The sequence below is a fragment of the Isoptericola sp. NPDC057559 genome, from assembly GCF_042801555.1.
In the GTDB taxonomy this organism is placed as follows: domain Bacteria; phylum Actinomycetota; class Actinomycetes; order Actinomycetales; family Cellulomonadaceae; genus Isoptericola.
The window spans coordinates 1-19909 of record NZ_JBHVFQ010000018.1 but is presented as its reverse complement, the minus strand read 5'-3'; the positions used below and the strand labels follow the sequence as shown (position 1 = coordinate 19909).

Genomic DNA, 19909 nt, shown 5'->3' with positions numbered 1-19909 from the left:
CCCCGCCCGTGGGTGGGGGCGTCAGTGGTAGCACTGAGCATCCTGTCGTTCGGCCTCGCCGGCGCCGCGTCAGCGGCGCCGGCCGGGCCGGCCGCCCCGGCGGCCCTCGTGGCCCTGCCGGCCGCCGACGCCGGCACCACGGCCGCCGACCAGGTGCTGACCTGGACCGGCAGCAACAGCGTCACCCAGTACGCGTCCGCGCCCGCCACGGCGAAGGCGGGGCCGGCGACGATCGTGTTCGAGAACAGCGTCGCCACCGGCAACACCGTCAGCATGAGCCACACGCTGACGTTCGACACCAGCACGGCGGGGTACAACCACGACGTCGCCCTCGACATCCTGGCCAACCCGCTGGACGAGAACGGCGGGCGCTGGGAGGTCGACGTCGACCTGACGCCCGGCACGTACCGGTACTTCTGCGTGATCCCCGGGCACGGGCAGATGGTCGGCGAGCTCGTCGTGACCGAGGGGGGCGGCCAGGAGGACACCACCGCCCCCACGGTGACCCCGCAGGTCACGGGGGACAAGGACGCGGACGGCGCCTACATCGGCGCCGCCACCGTGAGCCTCGCCGCCGAGGACGCGGACTCGGGCGTCGCGAGCGTCGAGTACGCGCTCGACGGCGGCGACCTCCAGCCGTACACCTCTCCGCTGGTCCTGAACGAGCCGGGCATGCACATGGTCGACTACCGGGCCACGGACAACGCCGGGAACGTGTCGGAGACCGGCACCGTGCACGTCGTCGTCGTGGCCGCCGGGGAGGACACGACGGCCCCCGTCGTGTCGGCGGAGGTCACCGGCCAGCTCGACGACGACGGTGCCTACGTCGGTACCGCGACGGTCGCGCTGACCGCCACGGACGTCGGCTCGGGCGTCGCGAGCGTCGAGTACGCGCTCGACGGCGGCGAGTACACCGCCTACGCGTCGCCGGTCCCGGTGGGAGAGCCGGGCGAGCACACGGTGACCTACCGGGCCACCGACAAGGCCGGCAACGTCTCCGAACCCGGCTCGACCACGTTCACCGTGGTGGAGGCGCCCGAGGACACCACCGCACCGGTGGTGACCGCGGAGGTCACGGGCAAGCAGGACGCCGACGGCGCCTACGAGGGCTCGGCCACGGTGCAGCTGCACGCGGTGGACGACGGGTCGGGCGTGGCGAGCGTGGAGTACGCGCTCGACGGCGGCGACTACCAGGAGTACACCGCGCCCGTGGTCTTCGACGAGGTCGGCATGCACATGCTCGACTACCGGGCCACGGACAAGGCCGGGAACGTGTCCGAGGCCGGCATGGTGCACGTGGTCGTCGTGGAGGCCGGCCCCCCGCCGGACACCACGCCGCCCATCGCGTCGGCCCAGGTCGACGGCGTCCAGGACGCCAACGGCGTGTACGTCGACGAGGCCACCGTGACGGTCACGGCCCGGGACTCCGGCTCCGGGGTGGCGTTCATCGAGTACTCGCTCGACGACAGCGCCTTCCGCGAGTACGACGGCCCGATGGTGATCGAGGAGCCGGGGGCGCACGCCCTGCGGTACCGCGCCACCGACAACGTCGGCAACGTCACCCGGACGGGGACGCTGCGGTTCACGCTCCTGCGGCAGGGCATCGACGCGTGCCCCGCGTCGGACGAGCGGGCCACCGTGTTCTTCGGAAACCTCGACAGCAGGGTCGCCAACGTCGACACCGGTGACGGCTGCACCGTCGCCGACCTGCTCGACGCGGACGGGCCGTGGGTGAGCCACAAGGCGTTCGTCTCGCACGTCACGGACGTCGCGGGGGGCATCGCGGCGAAGGGCATCATCACGAGCGCCGACCTCAAGGCGCTCGTGCAGGCGGCGAAGCGTTCCAGCATCGGGAACTGACCCCCGCACGCGAGTCGGCGCAGCCCCCGTCCGGGGCTGCGCCGACTCGCGCTGTCCTGCCCTCCCGCTCAGACGCTGAAGTACTTGGCCTCGGGGTGGTGGAAGACGAACGCGTCGGTGGACTGCTCGGGGTGCAGCTGGAGCTCGTCGGAGAGCGTCACGCCCACGCGCTCGGGCCGCAGTAGCTCGACCACCTTGCGGCGGTCCTCCATCTCGGGGCAGGCGGGGTAGCCGAGGGAGAAGCGGGCGCCGCGGTACTGGAGCTTGAACAGCCCCTCCACGTCGGTGGGCTCCTCGTCGGCGAAACCGAGCTCGTCGCGGACGCGTGAGTGCCAGAACTCCGCCAGCGCCTCGGTGAGCTGCACGGACAGGCCGTGCAGCTCCATGTACTCGCGGTACTTGTTCGCCTCGAACAGCTTCGCGGTGTGGCCCGACACGGTGTCACCCACGGTGACGAGCTGCACCGGCAGCACGTCGAACCGCCCCGTCTCGTCCGCGAACGACCGTGGGCGCACGAAGTCCGCCAGGCACAGGTGCCGGTCGCGGCGCTGCCGCGGGAAGTGGAACCGCAGCCGCTCGGTGCCCGGCTCGCCGCCGGAGCCGCCGTCGGGCCCGTCGTGATGGGCGACGACGAGGTCGTCGCCGTCGGACCACACGGGGAAGTACCCGTACACGACCGTGGGGTCCATGATCTGGTCCGTGCGGACCCGCTCGAGCCAGGCCGCCAGCCGCGGCCGGCCCTCGGTCTCGACGAGCTCCTCATAGCTCTGGCCGTCGTCACCCCGGCCGGGCTTGAGCCCCCACTGGCCCATGAAGGTCGCGCGCTCGTCGAGGAAGGCCGCGTAGTCGGCCAGCTGGATGCCCTTCACCACGCGCGTGCCCCAGAACGGCGGGGTGGGCACCGGGTTGTCGGCGGCGACGTCCGAGCGGGCGGGCAGGTCCTCGGGCGCCGTCTCGGTGACGGTGACGACGCCGTGGCGGCGCTTGCGCAGCGCGGGCAGCCCCACGGACTCCGGGTCGGCGCCGCGGGCAATGGCGACGAGAGGCTCCATGAGGCGCAGCCCTTCGAACGCGTCCTTGGCGTACCGGACCGTGCCGGGGAACGCGGACGCGAGGTCGTCCTCGACGTAGGTGCGGGTGAGGGCCGCGCCGCCGAGCAGCACCGGCCAGCGCCGGTCGAGCCCGCGCGAGGCCAGCTCCTCGAGGTTCTCCTTCATCACCACCGTCGACTTCACGAGCAGGCCGGACATGCCGATGACGTCGGCGTCGTGCTCCTCGGCGGCCTCGATCATCGCGGAGACGGGCTGCTTGATGCCGATGTTCACCACGGTGTAGCCGTTGTTGGTGAGGATGATGTCGACGAGGTTCTTGCCGATGTCGTGCACGTCGCCACGCACGGTGGCCAGCACCACGGTGCCTTTGGACCGGCCCTCGCCGCCCTCGACCTTCTCCATGTGCGGCTCGAGCAGGGCGACCGCCGACTTCATCACCTCCGCCGACTGCAGCACGAACGGCAGCTGCATCTGGCCCGAGCCGAAGAGCTCGCCCACCACCTTCATGCCGCCCAGCAGGTGCGTGTTGACGATGTCGAGCGCCTTCATCCCGTCGGCCAGCGCCTCCTCGACGTCCTCCTCGAGGCCCTTGCGCGCGCCGTCGACGATCCGGCGTTCCAGGCGCTCGCCGACGGGCAGAGCGGCCAGCTCCGCGGCGCGCTGGTCGCGCAGGGCGGTGGCGTCCACGCCGGAGAACAGCTCCAGCAGGTGCGACAGCGGGTCGTGGGTGAGGTTGCCCTCGTCGTCGTACGCGCGGCGGTCCCAGACCAGGTCCTCCGCGGCCTCCCACTGCTCGTCGGGGATGGCGTTGCGGGGCAGGATCTTCGCGGCGTGCACGATGGCGGAGTCGAGGCCGGCCTGCGTCGCCTCGTGCAGGAACACCGAGTTGAGCACGGCCCGCGCGGCCGGGTTGAGGCCGAACGACACGTTGGAGACGCCGAGCGTCGTGTGCACGCCGGGGAAGCGGGTGGTGATCTCGCGGATCGCCTCGATGGTCTCGATGGCGTCGCGACGCGTCTCCTCCTGCCCGGTGGCGATCGGGAACGTCAGGGCGTCGACGATGATGTCGTCGACGCGCATGCCCCAGTCGTTCGTGAGCTGCTCGATGAGGCGGGTGGCGATCGCGACCTTGGTCTCCTGGGTGCGCGCCTGGCCCTCCTCGTCGATGGTCAGCGCGACGACGGCGGCCCCGTGCTCGCGCACCAGCGGCATGATCTTCGCGTAGCGGGAACCCGGCCCGTCGCCGTCCTCGAAGTTCACCGAGTTCACGACGCCGCGGCCGCCGAGCAGCTCGAGGCCCGCCTGCAGCACGGCCGGCTCGGTCGAGTCGATCACCAGCGGCAGCGTGGACGCCGACGCGAGCCGGGAGACGACCTCCCGCACGTCCGCGACGCCGTCGCGCCCCACGTAGTCGACGCAGACGTCCAGCAGGTGCGCGCCGTCGCGGGTCTGGGCGCGGGCGATGTCGACGACGTCGTCCCAGCGGCCCTCGAGCATCGCGTCGCGGAACGCCTTGGAGCCGTTGGCGTTGGTGCGCTCGCCGATCGCGAGGTACGAGGTGTCCTGGCGCAGGTCCGTGTGCGAGTACAGCGACGCGACGCCGTTCTCGCGCTGCGGGTTCCGGTCCGGCAGCTCCGCGCCGCGCACGGCCTCGACCACCTGGCGCAGGTGCTCCGGCGTCGTGCCGCAGCAGCCGCCCACCAGCCCGAGGCCGAACTCCTGCACGAACTGCGTGTGCGCGGCGGCCAGCTCCTGCGGCGTCAGCGGGTACACCGCGCCGTGCGGCCCCAGCTCCGGCAGGCCGGCGTTCGGCATGCACGTGACCGGCACCTCGCTGTGCCGCGCGAGGTGGCGCAGGTGCTCGCTCATCTGGTCCGGGCCGGTGGCGCAGTTCAGGCCGATCGCGTCGACGCCGATCGCCTGGAGCGTGGTCAGGGCCGCGCCGATCTCCGAGCCCATGAGCATCGTCCCGGTGGTCTCCACCGTGACCGACACGATGACCGGGACGCTGCGGCCCACCTCCGCGATCGCGTCGTGGCAGCCCGTGACGGCGGCCTTGGCCTGCAGCAGGTCCTGGCTGGTCTCCACGAGGAGCGCGTCCGCGCCGCCCTCGAGCAGGCCCGCCGCCTGCTCCGCGAACGTGGTGCGCAGGTGCGCGTACGTGGTGTGCCCCAGGCTGGGCAGCTTGGTGCCCGGGCCCATCGAGCCGAGCACCCAGCGCGGGCGGTCGGGCGTGGCGAAGGCGTCCGCGCGGCCGCGGGCCAGGGCGGCGCCGGCGCGGGCGAGCTCGCGGATGCGGTCGTCGATCCCGTAGTCGGACAGGTTCGACCAGTTGGCGCCGAAGGTGTTCGTCTCGATGGCGTCGACGCCCACCTCGAGGTACGCGTCGTGGACGGCGGAGATGATGTCCGGCCGCGAGACGTTGAGCACCTCGTTGCAGCCCTCGTGCCCCTCGTAGTCCTCGAGGGTCGGGTCCGCGGCCTGGATCATCGTGCCCATGGCGCCGTCGGCCACGACCACGCGGGTGCGGAGGGCCTCGCGGAGGCCGGTGGACCGGGTGTCGGCAGCGGCAGGATCGAGCGTGGTCGTCACCCGTGCAGCGTAACGGCGCGCGGGGCCGCTCGAGCGGCCCGTCCACCGCCGCGGGCGCCGCGACGGGCGGCTCCGCGGGCCGGGCGCCTCAGACCAGCGGGGCGCCGTTCACGGTGAGCAGGATCGAGTACACCGACGTGGACGCCGTCACGAAGAGCCGGTTGCGCTTGGGGCCGCCGAACGCGAGGTTCGAGACCTCCTCGGGCAGGTGGAGCCGACCGAGGAGCGTGCCGTCGGGGTCGAGCACGTGCAGGGCCTCCCCGGCGGCCACCCAGACGCGGCCCGCCGTGTCGACGCGCAGCCCGTCCGGCCCCCCGTCGATGTCGGCGAAGACGTCCCCGCCGGTGATCCGCCCGCCGTCGACGTCGAAGACCCGCAGGTGCCGGTGGCGCGTGTCCGCGACGTACAGGCGGCTGCCGTCCACGGACAACGCGAGCCCGTTCGGGCGCTCGAAGTCCGTGGCGACGGCGGTCGTCCCGCCCGTGCCCGGGTCGACCCGGTAGAGGTGGCAGCCGTCGATCTCCGGCTCCGCGCGCTCGCCCTCGTAGTCGCTCGTGATGCCGTACGGCGGGTCGGTGAACCACACCGCGCCGTCCGCCGACACCACCACGTCGTTCGGGCTGTTCAGCCGTCGGCCCTGCCAGCGGTCCGCGAGCACGGTGGTGGAGCCGTCGTGCTCGGTGCGCTCCACCCGGCGGGCGCCCTGCCGGCACGTCACGACCCGCCCCTGGCGGTCGATCGTGCGCCCGTTCGCGTAGCGCGCCGGCGACTCGAGGACGCTCACCGACCCGTCCGCCTCGTCCCACCGCAGCACGCGGTCGTTGGGGATGTCGCTGAACAGCAGGTAGCGGCCGGCGGGCACGTAGAGCGGGCCCTCGGTCCAGCGGCCGCCGGTCCACAGCCGCTCGAGGCGGCTGTCGCCGCCCACGGCGGCGAAGCGCTCGTCGAGTCGCTCGTAGACGGCGGGGACGGTCTCGGTCATCGCGCGCTCCGGGGGTCGTCGTGCTCGGGTCCGTGCAGGTCAGCAGGCTGCACCGTGCCACACACGGCACGCCGCGGCAACAGCCCGGGTCCGGCGAATTCCCGTGCGCGGCGGGCCGCGGGAGTCCTACCGTGAGCACATGCCCGACGCCGACCTGCTCGCTCCGATCGCCGAGCGCGCCGCCGCCCCCGCCGTCCTGCCCGGTCCGACCGCCGGCGGGCTGACCTGGCGGCCCGCGACGACCGACGACGCGCCCGCGCTCCTGGAGCTGCGGAACACGGTCGCCGCCGCGGACCGCGAGCCCTACCGCGAGACGCTGGCGGAGATCGTCGAGCTCCTCGGGGCGCCGTGGCGCGACCTCGGGGCCGACACGGTGCTCGGGCTCGACGCCCAGGGGGCGCTGCGGGCCTACGGCTACGTGGAGTCGATGCCCGGCGACACGCTGCTCGTGCGGGCCTTCCTGTGGGGCGCGGTGCACCCCGAGCGCCGCGGCGAGGGGATCGGCCGCGAGCTGTTCGCCTGGCAGGTGGCGCGGGCCCGCCAGCTGCTCGCGGCGTCCGGCAAGGAGGTCCCGGCGCGGATCGCGAGCTTCCTCGAGGACGACGCGCCGGCCGCCAAGGTGCGGCTCTACGAGCGCGGCGGCTTCACGCCCCGGCGCTACTACTCCGACCTGGAGCGCGACCTGCGCGACCTCGAGGCCCGCCCGGTCCCCGCCGTCGAGCCCGACGCCGGCCTGCGGCTCGTGCCGCTCGGCGACGAGCACGACGAGGCCACGCGCCTGGCGCACAACGACGCGTTCCGCGACCACTGGGGCAGCCAGCCCATGACCGTGCAGCAGTGGCGGAGCGGGCGCAGCATGTACGCGCCCGAGTGGTCGTTCGTCGTCATGGACCCCGCGCCGGACGTCGACGCGCTCCTGGCCGACCCCGCCACGGACGCCGAGACGGCGGCGGCGCTGCGGGCGGGCGAGCCGCTCGTGGTCGGGTACCACATCGCCTCGCGGTACACGGAGGACTTCGCGGTCCGCGGCTACCCGTTCGGCTACACCGACATCCTCGGGGTGCGCCGCGCGTACCGCGGCCGCAAGGTCGCCGTCGCCCTCCTGTCCGCGGGGATGCGGGCCTTCGCCGCCGACGGGATGGCGGCCGCCGCGCTCGACGTCGACACCCAGAACCCGAGCGGCGCCCACGGGCTGTACGCGAGCCTCGGGTACACCAAGCGGCACGGGTCGCGGCTGCTGTCGATCGAGCTCTGACCAGGCTCGGACCCGGCTCTGACCAGCCCGGACCCGGCTCTGACCGGGTTCGGACGACGCTCGGACGACGCTCGGACGACGCTCGGACGACGCTCGGACGACGCTCGGACGACGCTCGGACGACGCTCGGACGACGCTCGGACGACGCTCCGACCGCGCTCCTGGCGGCGCGGCCCGGGGCCCGTCCGCGGCGGCGGGGGAGCGGCTTCCGGTCGGGGCCCCGGTGGGCCTAGGCTGCGCGGCGTGACCGACGTCGCTCATCCCGGGCTGCTGCCCGCGCCGCCGCAGCGCCTCCTGCCCACCGCCAGCTCGCGCGCGGCCGCCGTGGCGTTGTCCATGCTCACCGTGCTGCACCTCGTGGCCCAGGTTGCCGAGGCGAGCGCGTGGGCCCGGGTCACGCAGGGCACGCTCATGCCGCTGCTCGCCGTCACCCTGTGGTGCGCGGCGCCGGCGCCCCGGTCGCGGCTCGTGCGCCTGGTGCTGGTGGCGCTGGGCCTGTCCTGGCTCGGGGACACGGCGCCCGCCGCGTTCTCCGGGGACGCGGCCTTCCTCGTGATGGTCGGCTTCTTCCTGCTCGCGCAGGTGGCGTACGTCGTCGCGTTCTGGCCCACCCGCGCGCACAGCGTCGCGCGTCGGCCGGTGCTCCTGCTGCCCTACGCCGTGGCGGCCGTCGCGCTGGTCGCGGCCTGCGCCCCCGGGGCGGGGCCGCTGCTGGCCGCGGTCGTCGTGTACGGCGTGTGCCTGGTGACCATGGCGGTGCTCGCCACGGGCGTGCACCCCCTCGCCGGGGTCGGCGGCGCCGTCTTCCTCGCCTCCGACGCCATGATCGCGCTCGGGGCGTTCACCGACTGGTTCGCGCCGCCGGCGTCGGGCTTCTGGGTGATGCTGACCTACGTCGCCGGTCAGGCGCTCGTGGTCGCCGGCGTGCTCGCGCGCAGCTCCAGCCAGGTCCCCGGCTCGGGGACGGGCGTGAAGCCGAGCCGGTCGTAGACCGGCCGGCCGTCCTCCGACGCGCGCAGCAGCACCCGCTTGAGGCCCAGGGGCTCGACGTCCGCCAGCGCCGCGGCGACGACGGCGGTGCCGAGGCCCCGCCCGCGGTGCTCCGGGTCCACGATGACGTCCGCGAGCCAGCCGAAGGTGGCGCCGTCCGTGACGAGCCGCGCGTACGCGACCGTCGCGCCCGTGGCCGCCACGAGCACCGCGTGGTTGCGGGACCCGGCCACCGCGCGGTCCTGGACCTCGCGGGCCCGCCCCGCGGCCCAGTACGCGTGCTCGGCGAGCAGCGCGTGCACGCGGGCCGCGTCGATGCGGGCGAGGTCGGTGGTGAGCTCGTAGCCGTCGGGCAGCGCGCGGGTGGGCATGGCGGAAGTGAAGCAGGAGCGGTGTCGGAGGTCACACCTAATCTCGGGGCATGGACATCATCCTGGTTCCCGGGTTCTGGCTGAACGCCTCCGCATGGGACGGCGTCGTCCCCGTCCTCGAGCGCGCGGGGCACACCGCGCACCCCGTGACGCTGCCCGGCCTGGGGTCGAAGGACGCCGACCGGGCCGGCATCCACCTGGCCGACCACGTGGCCGCGGTCGTGGCCGCGATCGACGCCCTGCCCGCGGACGCCCCGGTGGCCCTGGTGGGGCACTCCGCCTCCGGGGGCCTCGTCTACGCCGCGACGGACGCGCGCCCGGGCCGCGTCTCGCACGTGGTGTACGTCGACTCCGGCCCGGTGGGCGACGGCTACGCGATGAACGGGGACCTCCCGGCCGACGTCGTCGAGGTCCCCCTCGACTGGTCCTCCTTCGAGGAGGACTCGCTGCGGGACATGACCGACGAGATCCGTGCCGCCGTCGACGTCGAGTCGGCGCCGCAGCCCGGCGGGACGGTGCGCGAGCCGCACCGCCTCAGCGACGACCCGCGCCGGCTCGACGTCCCCTCGACGGTCGTGGCGTCGGAGATGCCGGCCGACGTGCTGCGCGGGCTCATGACCGAGGGGCACCCGTTCGTCGACGAGCTCGCGAAGCTGCACCACTACGAGATCGTGGACCTGCCCACCGGGCACTGGCCCATGTACACGCGCCCGGACGACCTGGGTGCCGCCATCGTCGCAGCGATCGCGTAGTCGGACGGCGCCGCCGCCCCTGTGACGCGCGCCACGTCACGAACGTCGCGAACCCGTCGTCGGAACATCGAGCAGCCCCCCGGCACCGAGGGCGGGCGCCGCGCTCCAGAGACGGGAAGCCCCACGATGACCCAGCACAGGACCAGCACCCACGGCGGGCGCACGACCCGCCCACCGGTCGCAGCGCCGGCCCGCGACGTGCGGGTGGAGTCGTGACGACGTGGGGGGTGGTGGTCGTCCTGGCGGCCGTCACGATGAACGCGGTCTCCGGCGTGCTGTGGGTGGCCCGGCCGCGGAGGGTCCTGCCGGGCCTGCAGAAGAACCTGGCCGCGATCGGCGTCCCGGAGTCGTGGGCGACGTTCCCGATCGGCACGCTGAAGCTGGCCGGCGCGGCCGGGCTGCTCGCCGGCCTCGTCGGGGTGCCGTACGTCGGGACGGCGGCGGCCGCCGGGCTGATCCTGTTCTGGGTCTGCGCGATCTTCAGCCACGTCCGCGTCGGCGACTGGTCGACGCCGCAGTTCTACGCCACGTCGTGCGTCTTCCTCCCGCTCGCGGCGGGGGCGCTCGCGGCGACCGTCGTGTGACGGCGGGCGACCGGCACGAGGTGGGTCCCCACGACCCCGGACGCCGTCGCCTCGCCGGCTCGGACGTGCCTGCCCAGGTCAGCCGACCGCGGCGACGGGCGCGGCCAGCGGCTGACCGGAACCGTCGCGGCGGTCGGTGCTCTCCGGCAGCTCGGCGGGCTGCCCGGCGCCGCCCACGGCGCGGGCGGGGCCCTCGCCCACCCAGGCGAGGACCAGGCCGTCCTCGCCCTTGAGGAAGCGGTGCGCGCGCACGCCGCCGGTGCCGCGGCCCTTGCCCGGGTACAGCTCGTAGGGCGTGACCTTGGCGGACCCGCCGCCCGTGCCCGGCAGGGCACCCGAGGTGCCCGCGACGGTGACCACGGTGTGCAGGTCGCGCGTCGCGGCCCGCGCGACGCCGAAGAAGACGACCTGCTGGCCCGCGCCGAGGCGGATGCCCGCCATGCCGGCCGCGGCGCGGCCCTGCGGACGCACGGCCGAGGCCTCGAAGTGCAGCAGGCTGGCGTCCGACGCGACGAAGACCAGCTCGTCGTCCTCGCCCACGGGGGCGGCGCCCACGACCCGGTCGCCGTCCTTGAGCGCGATGACGTCCCACTCGTCGCGGTTGGCGGGCGCGTCGCCCGCGGTGACCCGCTTGACGACGCCGTTCGCCGTGCCGAGCGCCAGCGTCGGCGCCTCCTCGTCCAGGGAGACCACGGCCAGCGCGGTCTCGCCGGGCGCGAGCGCGACGAGCTCGCTGACCGGGATGCCGCCGGAGAGCGACGGCGGCCCGTCGACCGGGGGCAGCGCGGGCAGGTCGAGCACGGACACGCGCAGGAGACGGCCTGCGGTGGTGACGAGGCCGACGTCGCCGCGGGTGGACGTCGCGACGTCCCCGCGCATCGCGTCGTGGGCGTGCCGGCGGCCCGCCCGCTCGAGGGGGGCGTCCGCGGACTCGCCCGACGTGCGGGCCAGCAGCCCCGTGGCGGACAGCAGGGCCCGGGTGGGGGCGTCGGCGATCTCCAGGCTGATGGCGGGCGCCTTGCTGCGCCCGTTCGTGGCGGCGGGCGCGGTGGCGCCGCCGGCCGAGTCGAGCAGCACCGTGCGGCGGGGGGTGCCGTAGGTGGAGGCCACCTCGCTCATCTCGGCGCTCACGACGGCCCGCAGGCGGGCGTCGTCGGCGAGGATCTCCTGGAGCTCCGCGATCTCGCGCTCCAGCTCCGACTGCTCCTTCTCCAGCTCGATGCGGGAGAACTTGGTGAGGCGGCGCAGCTGCAGGTCGAGGATGTAGGTGGCCTGCGGCTCCGACAGGTCGAAGACGCTCATGAGGCGCTCGCGCGCGGCGGCCGCGTCGTCGGAGGTGCGGATGACCTGGATGACCTCGTCGATGTCGACGATGGCCAGCAGCAGTCCCTCGACGAGGTGCAGGCGCTCCTGCCGCTTGGCGAGGCGGAACGTCGAGCGCCGGCGCACGACGTCGATGCGGTGCGCCACCCAGACGCGCAGCAGCTCGAGGAGGCCGAGCGTGCGCGGCTGGCCGTCGACGAGGGCCACGTTGTTGATGCCGAAGGAGTCCTCGAGCGGCGTGGTGCGGTAGAGCTGCTCGAGCACGGCGTCCGGGTCGAAGCCGGTCTTCACCTCGACCACCAGGCGCAGGCCGTGGGTGCGGTCCGTGAGGTCCTGGACGTTGCTGACACCCTGGATCTTCTTGGCCTTCACGCCGTCGGCGATCTTCTCGATCACCTTCTCCGGTCCCACCCCGTAGGGGAGCTCCGTCACGACGATCCCCTTGCGCCGCGCCGTCACGTTCTCGATCCGGGCGGTCGCGCGGGTGCGGAAGGTGCCGCGGCCCGTGCGGTACGCGTCGCGCACGCCCTCGAGCCCGACGATCTTGCCGCCCGACGGCAGGTCGGGGCCGGGCACGAACCGCATGACGTCGTCGAGCGTGGCGTCGGGGTTCCCGATGAGGTGCTGTGCGGCGGCGACGACCTCGACGAGGTTGTGCGGCGCCATGTTCGTCGCCATGCCCACCGCGATGCCGGACGAGCCGTTGACCAGCAGGTTCGGGACGGCCGACGGCAGCACGGAGGGCTGCGTGAGCTTGTTGTCGTAGTTGGGGACGAAGTCGACGACGTCCTCGTCGAGCCCGGCCGTCATCGCCATCGACGGCGGGGCCAGGCGGGCCTCCGTGTACCGGGGGGCGGCCGGGCCGTCGTCGAGCGAGCCGAAGTTGCCGTGGCCGTCGACCAGCGGCAGGCGCATGGAGAAGTCCTGCGCGAGGCGCACCAGCGCGTCGTAGATGGCGGTGTCGCCGTGCGGGTGGAGCTTGCCCATGACCTCGCCGACCACGCGCGAGGACTTCACGTGGGCGCGGTCGGGCCGCAGGCCCATGTCCGACATCATGTACAGGATCCGGCGGTGCACCGGCTTCAGCCCGTCACGGGCGTCCGGCAGGGCGCGGGAGTAGATGACGGAGTACGCGTACTCGAGGAACGACGCCTCCATCTCCGCCGCGACGTCGATGTCGACGATCTTCTCGTCGAACGGCTCGTCGGTGGCGGGTGCGCTGCTGCTCTTGCGCGCCATGCGGTGCGGCTCCTGGATTCGGACTGGCTCGGTCGGGGGCGGGCCGCGGACGGCCCGACCAGACTCTAGCGGCCGGCGCCCACAGCCCGACGCAGGCGCGGCGGCGGTCGGCGGTCGGGCCGGGGTCGGGGCGCCCCGATACCCTGCACGGGTGGACGAACCCGACCAGCCGGACGCCCGGCCAGGTGCTCAGCAGGACCCGCGGCCGGGACCCGAGTACCCGGTCGCGTGGGAGGCCGACGTCGTGCTGCGCGACGGCTCGACGATGCACCTGCGCCCGCTGCGGCCCGAGGACGCCGACGCCATCCAGCGCTTCCAGGAGGCGCAGTCGGAGCGCTCGGCGTACTTCCGCTTCTTCGCGCCCGTGCGCCGGCTCACCGAGCGGGAGCTGAACCGGCTCACCCACCTCGACCAGCACGACCGCGTGGCGCTCATCGGGGTGCGGCCCGGCGTCGACGAGGAGGGCGACCCCCGCGAGGACGTGCTCGGCGTCGCCCGGTACGACAAGGTCACCGACACCGAGGCCGAGGTCGCGTTCAACATCGCGGACGCGATGCAGGGCAAGGGCCTCGGGTCGGTGCTCCTGGAGCACGTCGCGGCCGCGGCGCGCGAGCGCGGAGTGCGCCGCTTCACCGCCGACGTGCTGCCGCAGAACGCGTCGATGCTCGCCGTCTTCCGCGACGCCGGGTACGCGATCAGCCAGCACCTGGACGACGGCGTCGTGACGGTGGCCTTCGACCTCGACCCCACCGAGCGCTCCCGCGAGGTGATGGCCGACCGCGAGCACCGCGCCGAGGCGCGGTCCATGCAGGCGCTGCTGTCCGCGCGCCGGGTGCTCCTGGTCGGTCCCGGGCCCGCCGGCCCGGGGCCCGCGACGCCGGAGCACCACCTCGCCCAGCGGGTGGTCGACTCCGCGCTCGCGGACCCGGGGGACACGGAGCTCACGGTGCTCGGCGCCCCCGGCCCCCTCCCCGACGGGCTGCCCGCCCCGTCGGGCCTGGCGGGCCCGGGCGTCGCGGTCGCCGCGTCGTGGGACGACGTCGCGGACGTCGACGTCGTGCTGCTCGCGGTGCCGCCGGGCCGCGCCGTGGCGGCGGTGCGGCGCCTCGGCGGCCGGGGTGTGCGGGGCGTGGTCGTCCTCGCGGCCGGGTACGCCGAGACCGGCCCCGCCGGGCTGGCGCGGCAGCGCGAGCTGGTGCGCGCCGCGCACGCGGGCGGGATGCGCGTCGTCGGCCCGGCGTCCTTCGGCCTGCTCACCACCACCCCGGGCGCGAGCCTGCACGCCAGCCTCGCCGAGCGGGCTCCGCGCGCCGGCGTCGTCGGGATGTTCTGCCAGTCGGCGCCCGCGGCCGTCACGCTCACGCGCACGCTCGAGCGGCGCGGGCTCGGCGTCTCGGCCCTGCTGTCGGCGGGGCACCGCGCCGACGTGTCCGGCAACGACCTCATGCAGTACTGGCAGGACGACGCGCGCACCTCCGTCGTCTGCCTCTACCTGGAGTCGATCGGCAACCCGCGCAAGTTCTCCCGCATCGCGCGCCGGCTCGCCGGGGTGAAGCCCGTGGTCGTCGTGGTGGCGGGGCAGTCCGGGCAGGTCGTGCCGCCTGGTCACGCGGTGCGCGCCACCCGGGCCCCGCGCCGGCTGCTCGACGAGATGCTGCGGCAGTCCGGCGTGATCCGGGCCGAGAACACCCACCAGCTCATGGACGTCGCGCAGGTGCTGGCGCACCAGCCGCTGCCCGCCGGTCCGCGGGTCGGCATCCTCGCGTCCTCGGCGGCGCTCGCGGCGCTGGTGGCGGAGGCCGCGGCCGCCGCCGGCCTCGTCGTCGCCGCGTCGTCCGACTTCCTGCCGCCCGACGCGACGGACGCGCAGATCGCCCAGGTGACGGACGCGCTGTACGCGCCGGGCGCGTGCGACGTCGTGGTCGCCGTCGACGTGCCGGTGGTCGTGCCCCGCACCGGGGCGGTGGCCCGCGCCGTCGCCGAGGCCGCGGCGCGGACCGGCCGTACCACCGTCGCGTCCATGCTCGGCCTCAGCGGGTTGCCCGACGAGCTCGCGGCGACCGGCCCGGACGGCACCCCCGTGCGCATCCCGGCCTTCTCCACGCCCGAGGACGCGGTGACCGCGCTGGGCAAGGTCGTCACCTACGCCCACTGGCGCACCGAGGACCGCGGGACGCACGTGCGGCCCGACGGCATGGACGCCCGCCGCGCCCGCCGGCTCGTCGAGGGCTGGCTCGCGGCGGCCCCGGGCGACGGGCGCACCCTCACCCAGGACGAGACGGCGGAGCTGCTCGACTGCTACGGGCTGCGGCTGCGGCGCTCGCGGACGGTGCGGACCGCCGACGAGGCGGTGGCCGCGGCGGGGGAGCTCGGCTGGCCGGTCGCGCTGAAGACGGCCTCGACCGCGCTGCGTCACCGCACCGACCTCGGCGGGGTGCGGCTCGACATCGCCGACGAGGGCGAGCTGCGCTCCGACGTCGAGCGCATGCGGCAGGTCGCGCAGGAGGTGCTGGGGGAGGCCGACCCGGCGATGGAGGTGCAGTCCATGGCCCCGGTCGGCGTGCCCTGCGTGATCCGCTCCGGCGAGGACCCGTTGTTCGGTCCCAAGGTGTCGTTCGGGCTCGCCGGCGACGCGACCGACCTCCTGGACGACGTCGCCTACGGCATCCCGCCGCTGACCGACGTCGACGTGTCCGCGATGGTCCGCACGGTGCGCGCCGCGCCGCGGCTGTTCGGGTACGGCGGGGCCCCGGAGGCGGACATCGACGCCCTCGAGGACGTGCTCGCGCGCGTGTCCGTGCTGGCGGACGACCTGCCCGAGGTCGCGTCCCTGGAGCTCTACCCGGTGGTGGCCGGCTCGGTGGGGGTGAGCGTGCTGCACGCCGGGGTCCGGCTGCGGGCCGCCCAGCGCGCCGACGCGCCCCGCCGGGCCCTGCCGGCCTGACCCGTGGTGGGGGCCGGGGACGGTGGTGGCCGCCCCCGGCAGGACGGTGGGAGAATGCGCGGGTGCCGCATGCCACCGCTCGAGACAACCTCCGTGCCGACCTGTCCGCCCACGTGCGCCGGGCCGGGTACTACCCGGACCTCGTGGAGGACGTCCTGGACGTCGCGCTCGCCGACGAGGACGTGCTCGCCCACCTCGTGCAGGCGGAGACGACCTTCGACGACGCCGTGCGCCGCCACCTCACGGTGCTGGCCCTGACGCCCACGCGGCTCGTCACCGCCCACGTGGACGACCACGAGGGCGACGCCGCCCACCCGTCGTCCGCGGCAGCGACCACGGAGGCCGTGCCGCTGAGCGAGATCCGGTCGGTCGCGCTCACCCACGTCGTCGACGAGCCGGCCGAGCACCGCCCCGGCGACAGCGCGTCCGAGCTGACCCTCGCGATCGGCTGGGGCGCCGTCTCACGCATCGACCTGGAGCCGGCGCAGTGCCCCGACCCCGCCTGCGAGGCCGACCACGGCCTCACGGGCCAGCTCACCCCGGACGACGTCGTCGTGCGGGTCAGCGGGGCCGCCGAGGGGCGCGACGCGCTCCGGCGCGCGACGGCGTTCGCGCGCTCGCTGTCGGCCGCGACCGGGACGGGCGGGCGCGTCGTCCGATGACGACCTCGGTCGCGCTGCCCGACGGTCTGCTCGCGCCGTCGTACGGGACGGGCTCGCTCGCCGCCGTGCTGCCCGCCGTGGCGGGTGCCCTCGGCGCCGACGTCACGACCTCCACCGGGCTGCGGTCCGCCGACTGCCGCGACGCGCTCGGCCTGCCGACCGGCGTGCAGCGCGCGGTCGTCGTGCTGGTCGACGGGCTGGGGCTCGCCAACCTTGCGGAGCGCGGCGGCCACGCCCCGTTCCTGCGCTCCCTCGCCGCGGACGGCCGCTCGGTGCTGTCCAGCTTCCCGTCGACCACGGCGGCCGCGCTCGCGACGTTCGGCACGGGCACCGCGCCCGGCCGCACCGGGCTGCTCGGCTACACGCAGCGCAACCCCGTCACGGGCGGCCTGGCCACCACCGTCTCGTGGACCGAGCAGTCGGACCCGTACCGGCGCACCAAGCTCTCCGGGCCGATGCGGGCGGAGCCCGAGGCGCTGCAGCGCGAGCCCACGGTGCTGGAGACCCTCGTCGCCGACGGCGTGCGCGTCGTGGCGCCCGGCCCGGCGCGGTTCGCCGGCTCCGGGATGACCCGCGCGGCGCTGCGCGGCCCGCGCTACGTGACCGCCGAGGGCCTGGACGCCCAGGTCGGCACGACGGTGCGCGAGCTGCGCGAGCCCGGCCTCGTGTACCTGTACCACGGGGCCGTCGACAAGGCGGGGCACCAGCACGGCCCGCAGTCGTGGCAGTGGGGCGACGCCCTCGAGGAGACGGACTCCGAGCTGCGCCGCCTGGTGCGGTCCGTGCCGCGCGGCACGCTCGTCGTCGTCACCGCCGACCACGGGCAGGTGACCGCGGCCGCGGCCCGTCAGCACGACGTCGCGGCGCACCCCGAGCTGGCGCGCGACGTCGCCCTGCTCGGCGGCGAGCCCCGCGCCACCCACGTCTACGTCGAGCCCGGCAGGGACCCGCGCGACGTCGCGGAGCGCTGGGCGGGGGTGCTCGGCGACGACGCGCTCGTCATGCTGCGCGACGACGCGGTCGCCGCGGGCTGGCTCGGGCCCGTCGCCCCGCACGTGCTCCCCGCTGTGGGCGACGTGCTGGTCGCCGCGCGCGGCGCGGCGACCGTCGTGGACTCGCGGCTGCACCCGTCGGGCGCGCGCGAGATGCCGGGCGTGCACGGGTCGCTCACGCCGGCCGAGATGGTCGTGCCGCTGCTCGTCGCGCAGGCGTAGCCGGGCAGGTACCGGGGCCGCGGCGCGGGAAAGTCGTGGCGACGCGGTCCCGCGGGTGTCACGATGCCGGGATGGAACCCCGTGAGCAGGTGCCCGCGCCCGCGCCCCGGTGGACGCGGGCGACCGTCTACCCCGACATGTGGGTGGACCCGGACGACGACCCGCGCGAGAGCCCGCTCGAGCTCGAGCCCGGCACGGACGACGAGCGGGCCTTCCTGCTCGACGCGCTGCGGTCCTACCGGCTCACCCTCGAGATGAAGTGCGCGGACCTGGACGCGGAGCAGCTCGCGCGCCGCTCGGTGCCGCCGTCGACCATGTCCCTGCTGGGGCTGGTGCGGCACGTCACCGAGGACGAGCGGCACGTGCGCCGCATCATGACGGGGGAGGACGCGCCCTGGCTCTACCGCAGCGAGGAGCGCCGCGACGGCGACTGGGACGGCGCCGTCGCCGACCCGGCGGTGGTCGAGGAGGCGTTCCGCAGCTGGCGGGCGGAGATGGCGGCCACCGACCGGATGGTGGCGTCGGTGCCGGACCTCGGCACGACCAACGCCGGGCTGTCCGACCTCGGCCCCGAGCCGGGCGGCGAGATCCAGCTGCGCGAGCTGCTCCTCAGCCACGTCGAGGAGTACGCGCGCCACTGCGGCCACGCCGACCTGCTGCGCGAGTGCGTCGACGGGCGCGTCGGCCAGTAGGTCCGCGCGTCTGACAGGATCTGCCCCATGGCCGAGCTCGTCTTCTTCTCCGGGACCATGGACAGCGGCAAGTCGACGCTGGCGCTGCAGACCGACCACAACCACGCGGCGCGCGGCCGGTCCGGGCTGATCTTCACGCGCGACGACCGGGCGGGGAACTCCCGGCTCTCCTCGCGGCTCGGCCTCGAGGTGGACGCGCGCGAGGTCACCGACGGTACCGACTTCTGGGAGGTCGTGTCCGCGGAGCGGCAGTCCGGCCGGGTGGTGGACTACCTGGTGTGCGACGAGGCGCAGTTCTACTCCACGGCGCAGGTGGAGCAGCTCGCGCGCCTCGTGGACGAGGTGGAGCTGGACGTCTTCGCCTTCGGCATCACGACCGACTTCCGCACCCGCCTGTTCCCGGGAGCGGCGCGGCTCATCGAGCTCGCCGACCGCATCGAGGTGCTGCAGGTGCGGTCGCTGTGCTGGTGCGGCGCCCGGGCCACGCACAACGCGCGCACGGTGGGCGGCGTCATGGTGGTCGAGGGCGACCAGGTGGTCATCGGCGACGTGGCGGGCGCGCCCGACGCCGCGCCGGTGTCCTACGAGGTGCTGTGCCGGCGCCACCACATGCGCCGGATGACGGACGCCGACGCCCGCCGCCGTTCCGCGGTCACCGACCAGCTGGACCTGGGCGACGGGGCGTAGCGGGCGGCGCGCCCGCCGTCACGAGGACGACGGGCGGCCGCCGCCGAAGACGATCTCGTCCCAGCTCGGCACCTGCGCGCGCCCCTTGCGTCCCGAGCGGCGGGCCGAGGCGGGCTTGTCGGTGCGCGGCGCGGGTGCGGCCGGCTGCGGACCGGCGCCCTGGGCGGGCGGGCCGCTCGGCGCGGGCGCGTCGTCCACGACGTCGTCGCGGCCGCCGGCCTGGTCCTCCTCGCCGGCGGGCAGCTCGTCCTCCTGCGGCCCCGGCGCGCCGGGCACACCGGGCATCGGTCGCCGCGCGCTGCCGGACGGGTGGCTCGACCGCTCGGGCGCCGCGGTCCGCAGACCGGCGCGTCGCGAGCCGAGGTCGACGATGCTGGCGCCCGCGGCCTCGTCGACCTCGGGGTCGGGGGGCGCGAGGTCGACCCCGGGCGCCGACACGCGGCCCACCGGGACGTCCGTCGTCGTCGGCGACTCCTCCTCCTGCCGCCGCGGGGCGGGGGAGCGGTGCCGCTCGCCCGGCCGCTGCCCGCGCCGCCCGGCGAGGTCGTCCAGGAGGAGCGCCGTCGTGTCGTCCTCGACGTGCCGTCGCGGCGGGACGGTGCGGCTGCCGGCCGACGGCACGCCCAGCACGTCGGGCGAGACCGGGTCGTCGGGCTGGCCGAGCCAGCGTGCCTCGTCGTCGAGCGGCGTCACGACGCGGCCCTTGGGGT

The 19909-nt window shown here is 75.2% G+C and carries 15 protein-coding genes; 10 read left to right on the top strand and 5 right to left on the bottom strand.

Annotation, left to right across the window (positions count from 1 at the left end; genetic code table 11):
- Nucleotides 1–24 precede the first annotated feature (24 nt).
- Nucleotides 25–1860, top strand: a complete 1836-nt coding sequence (locus ACFU5J_RS15815) for an OmpL47-type beta-barrel domain-containing protein (protein WP_430579356.1) — start codon at nt 25–27, stop codon at nt 1858–1860.
- 68 nt (nt 1861–1928) lie between these two features.
- Here ACFU5J_RS15815 and metH read toward each other — a convergent pair whose 3' ends face one another.
- Nucleotides 1929–5504 (bottom strand): methionine synthase, encoded by a 3576-nt coding sequence (metH, locus tag ACFU5J_RS15810; protein WP_430579355.1) that lies wholly within the window; start codon nt 5502–5504, stop codon nt 1929–1931.
- Between the two features lie 88 nt (nt 5505–5592).
- The gene (locus tag ACFU5J_RS15805) at nt 5593–6486 is read right to left on the bottom strand and encodes an SMP-30/gluconolactonase/LRE family protein (protein WP_430579354.1); all 894 of its coding nucleotides are present in this window, start codon (nt 6484–6486) and stop codon (nt 5593–5595) included.
- Between the two features lie 139 nt (nt 6487–6625).
- Between ACFU5J_RS15805 and ACFU5J_RS15800 the strand changes: the two genes are divergently transcribed.
- A complete protein-coding gene (locus ACFU5J_RS15800) occupies nt 6626–7741 on the top strand; it encodes a GNAT family N-acetyltransferase (RefSeq protein WP_430579353.1) in 1116 nt (371 codons plus the stop codon).
- A gap of 243 nt (nt 7742–7984) precedes the next feature.
- The gene (locus ACFU5J_RS15795; RefSeq protein ID WP_430575942.1) at nt 7985–8731 is read left to right on the top strand and encodes a lysoplasmalogenase; all 747 of its coding nucleotides are present in this window, start codon (nt 7985–7987) and stop codon (nt 8729–8731) included.
- Here the strand turns inward: ACFU5J_RS15795 and ACFU5J_RS15790 are convergent.
- Entirely contained in the window at nt 8644–9102 is a 459-nt protein-coding gene (locus tag ACFU5J_RS15790; RefSeq protein ID WP_430575941.1) for a GNAT family N-acetyltransferase, read from the bottom strand. The genes ACFU5J_RS15795 and ACFU5J_RS15790 overlap by 88 nt on opposite strands.
- A 50-nt stretch (nt 9103–9152) precedes the next feature.
- Here ACFU5J_RS15790 and ACFU5J_RS15785 point away from each other — a divergent pair, with 50 nt between their 5' ends.
- Together ACFU5J_RS15785 and ACFU5J_RS15780 are read left to right on the top strand one after the other, a co-directional pair.
- The gene (locus tag ACFU5J_RS15785; protein WP_430575940.1) at nt 9153–9854 is read left to right on the top strand and encodes an alpha/beta fold hydrolase; all 702 of its coding nucleotides are present in this window, start codon (nt 9153–9155) and stop codon (nt 9852–9854) included.
- Between the two features lie 212 nt (nt 9855–10066).
- Nucleotides 10067–10438 (top strand): DoxX family protein, encoded by a 372-nt coding sequence (locus ACFU5J_RS15780; RefSeq protein WP_430575939.1) that lies wholly within the window; start codon nt 10067–10069, stop codon nt 10436–10438.
- 78 nt (nt 10439–10516) lie between these two features.
- On the opposite strand, the gene ACFU5J_RS15775 is transcribed toward ACFU5J_RS15780, so the two are convergent.
- On the bottom strand, nt 10517–13000 hold the full coding sequence (locus ACFU5J_RS15775) for a DNA topoisomerase (ATP-hydrolyzing) subunit A (RefSeq protein WP_430579352.1): 2484 nt from the start codon (nt 12998–13000) through the stop codon (nt 10517–10519).
- A 151-nt stretch (nt 13001–13151) separates the two neighbouring features.
- Between ACFU5J_RS15775 and ACFU5J_RS15770 the strand changes: the two genes are divergently transcribed.
- The 5 genes from ACFU5J_RS15770 (at nt 13152) to ACFU5J_RS15750 (ending at nt 19199) form a co-directional block, all read left to right on the top strand.
- Complete coding sequence (locus ACFU5J_RS15770; RefSeq protein WP_430575937.1) at nt 13152–15944, top strand: GNAT family N-acetyltransferase; 2793 nt, start codon at nt 13152–13154, stop codon at nt 15942–15944.
- Between the two features lie 62 nt (nt 15945–16006).
- Complete coding sequence (locus ACFU5J_RS15765) at nt 16007–16606, top strand: DUF5998 family protein (RefSeq protein ID WP_430575936.1); 600 nt, start codon at nt 16007–16009, stop codon at nt 16604–16606.
- Nucleotides 16603–17820: an alkaline phosphatase family protein gene (locus ACFU5J_RS15760; protein WP_430579351.1), complete on the top strand. Its 1218-nt coding sequence runs from the start codon at nt 16603–16605 to the stop codon at nt 17818–17820. The genes ACFU5J_RS15765 and ACFU5J_RS15760 overlap by 4 nt, the downstream gene beginning before the upstream one ends.
- Nucleotides 17821–17891: 71 nt before the next feature.
- Nucleotides 17892–18512 carry a DinB family protein gene (locus ACFU5J_RS15755; protein ID WP_430575934.1) on the top strand — a complete coding sequence of 207 codons (621 nt, stop codon included), beginning with the start codon at nt 17892–17894 and terminating at the stop codon, nt 18510–18512.
- A 27-nt stretch (nt 18513–18539) separates the two neighbouring features.
- Nucleotides 18540–19199: a thymidine kinase gene (locus tag ACFU5J_RS15750; RefSeq protein ID WP_430575933.1), complete on the top strand. Its 660-nt coding sequence runs from the start codon at nt 18540–18542 to the stop codon at nt 19197–19199.
- Nucleotides 19200–19217: 18 nt separating this feature from the next.
- On the opposite strand, the gene sepH is transcribed toward ACFU5J_RS15750, so the two are convergent.
- Nucleotides 19218–19909 (bottom strand): septation protein SepH (gene sepH, locus ACFU5J_RS15745; protein ID WP_430579350.1); only part of this gene is annotated, 692 nt, incomplete at its 5' end.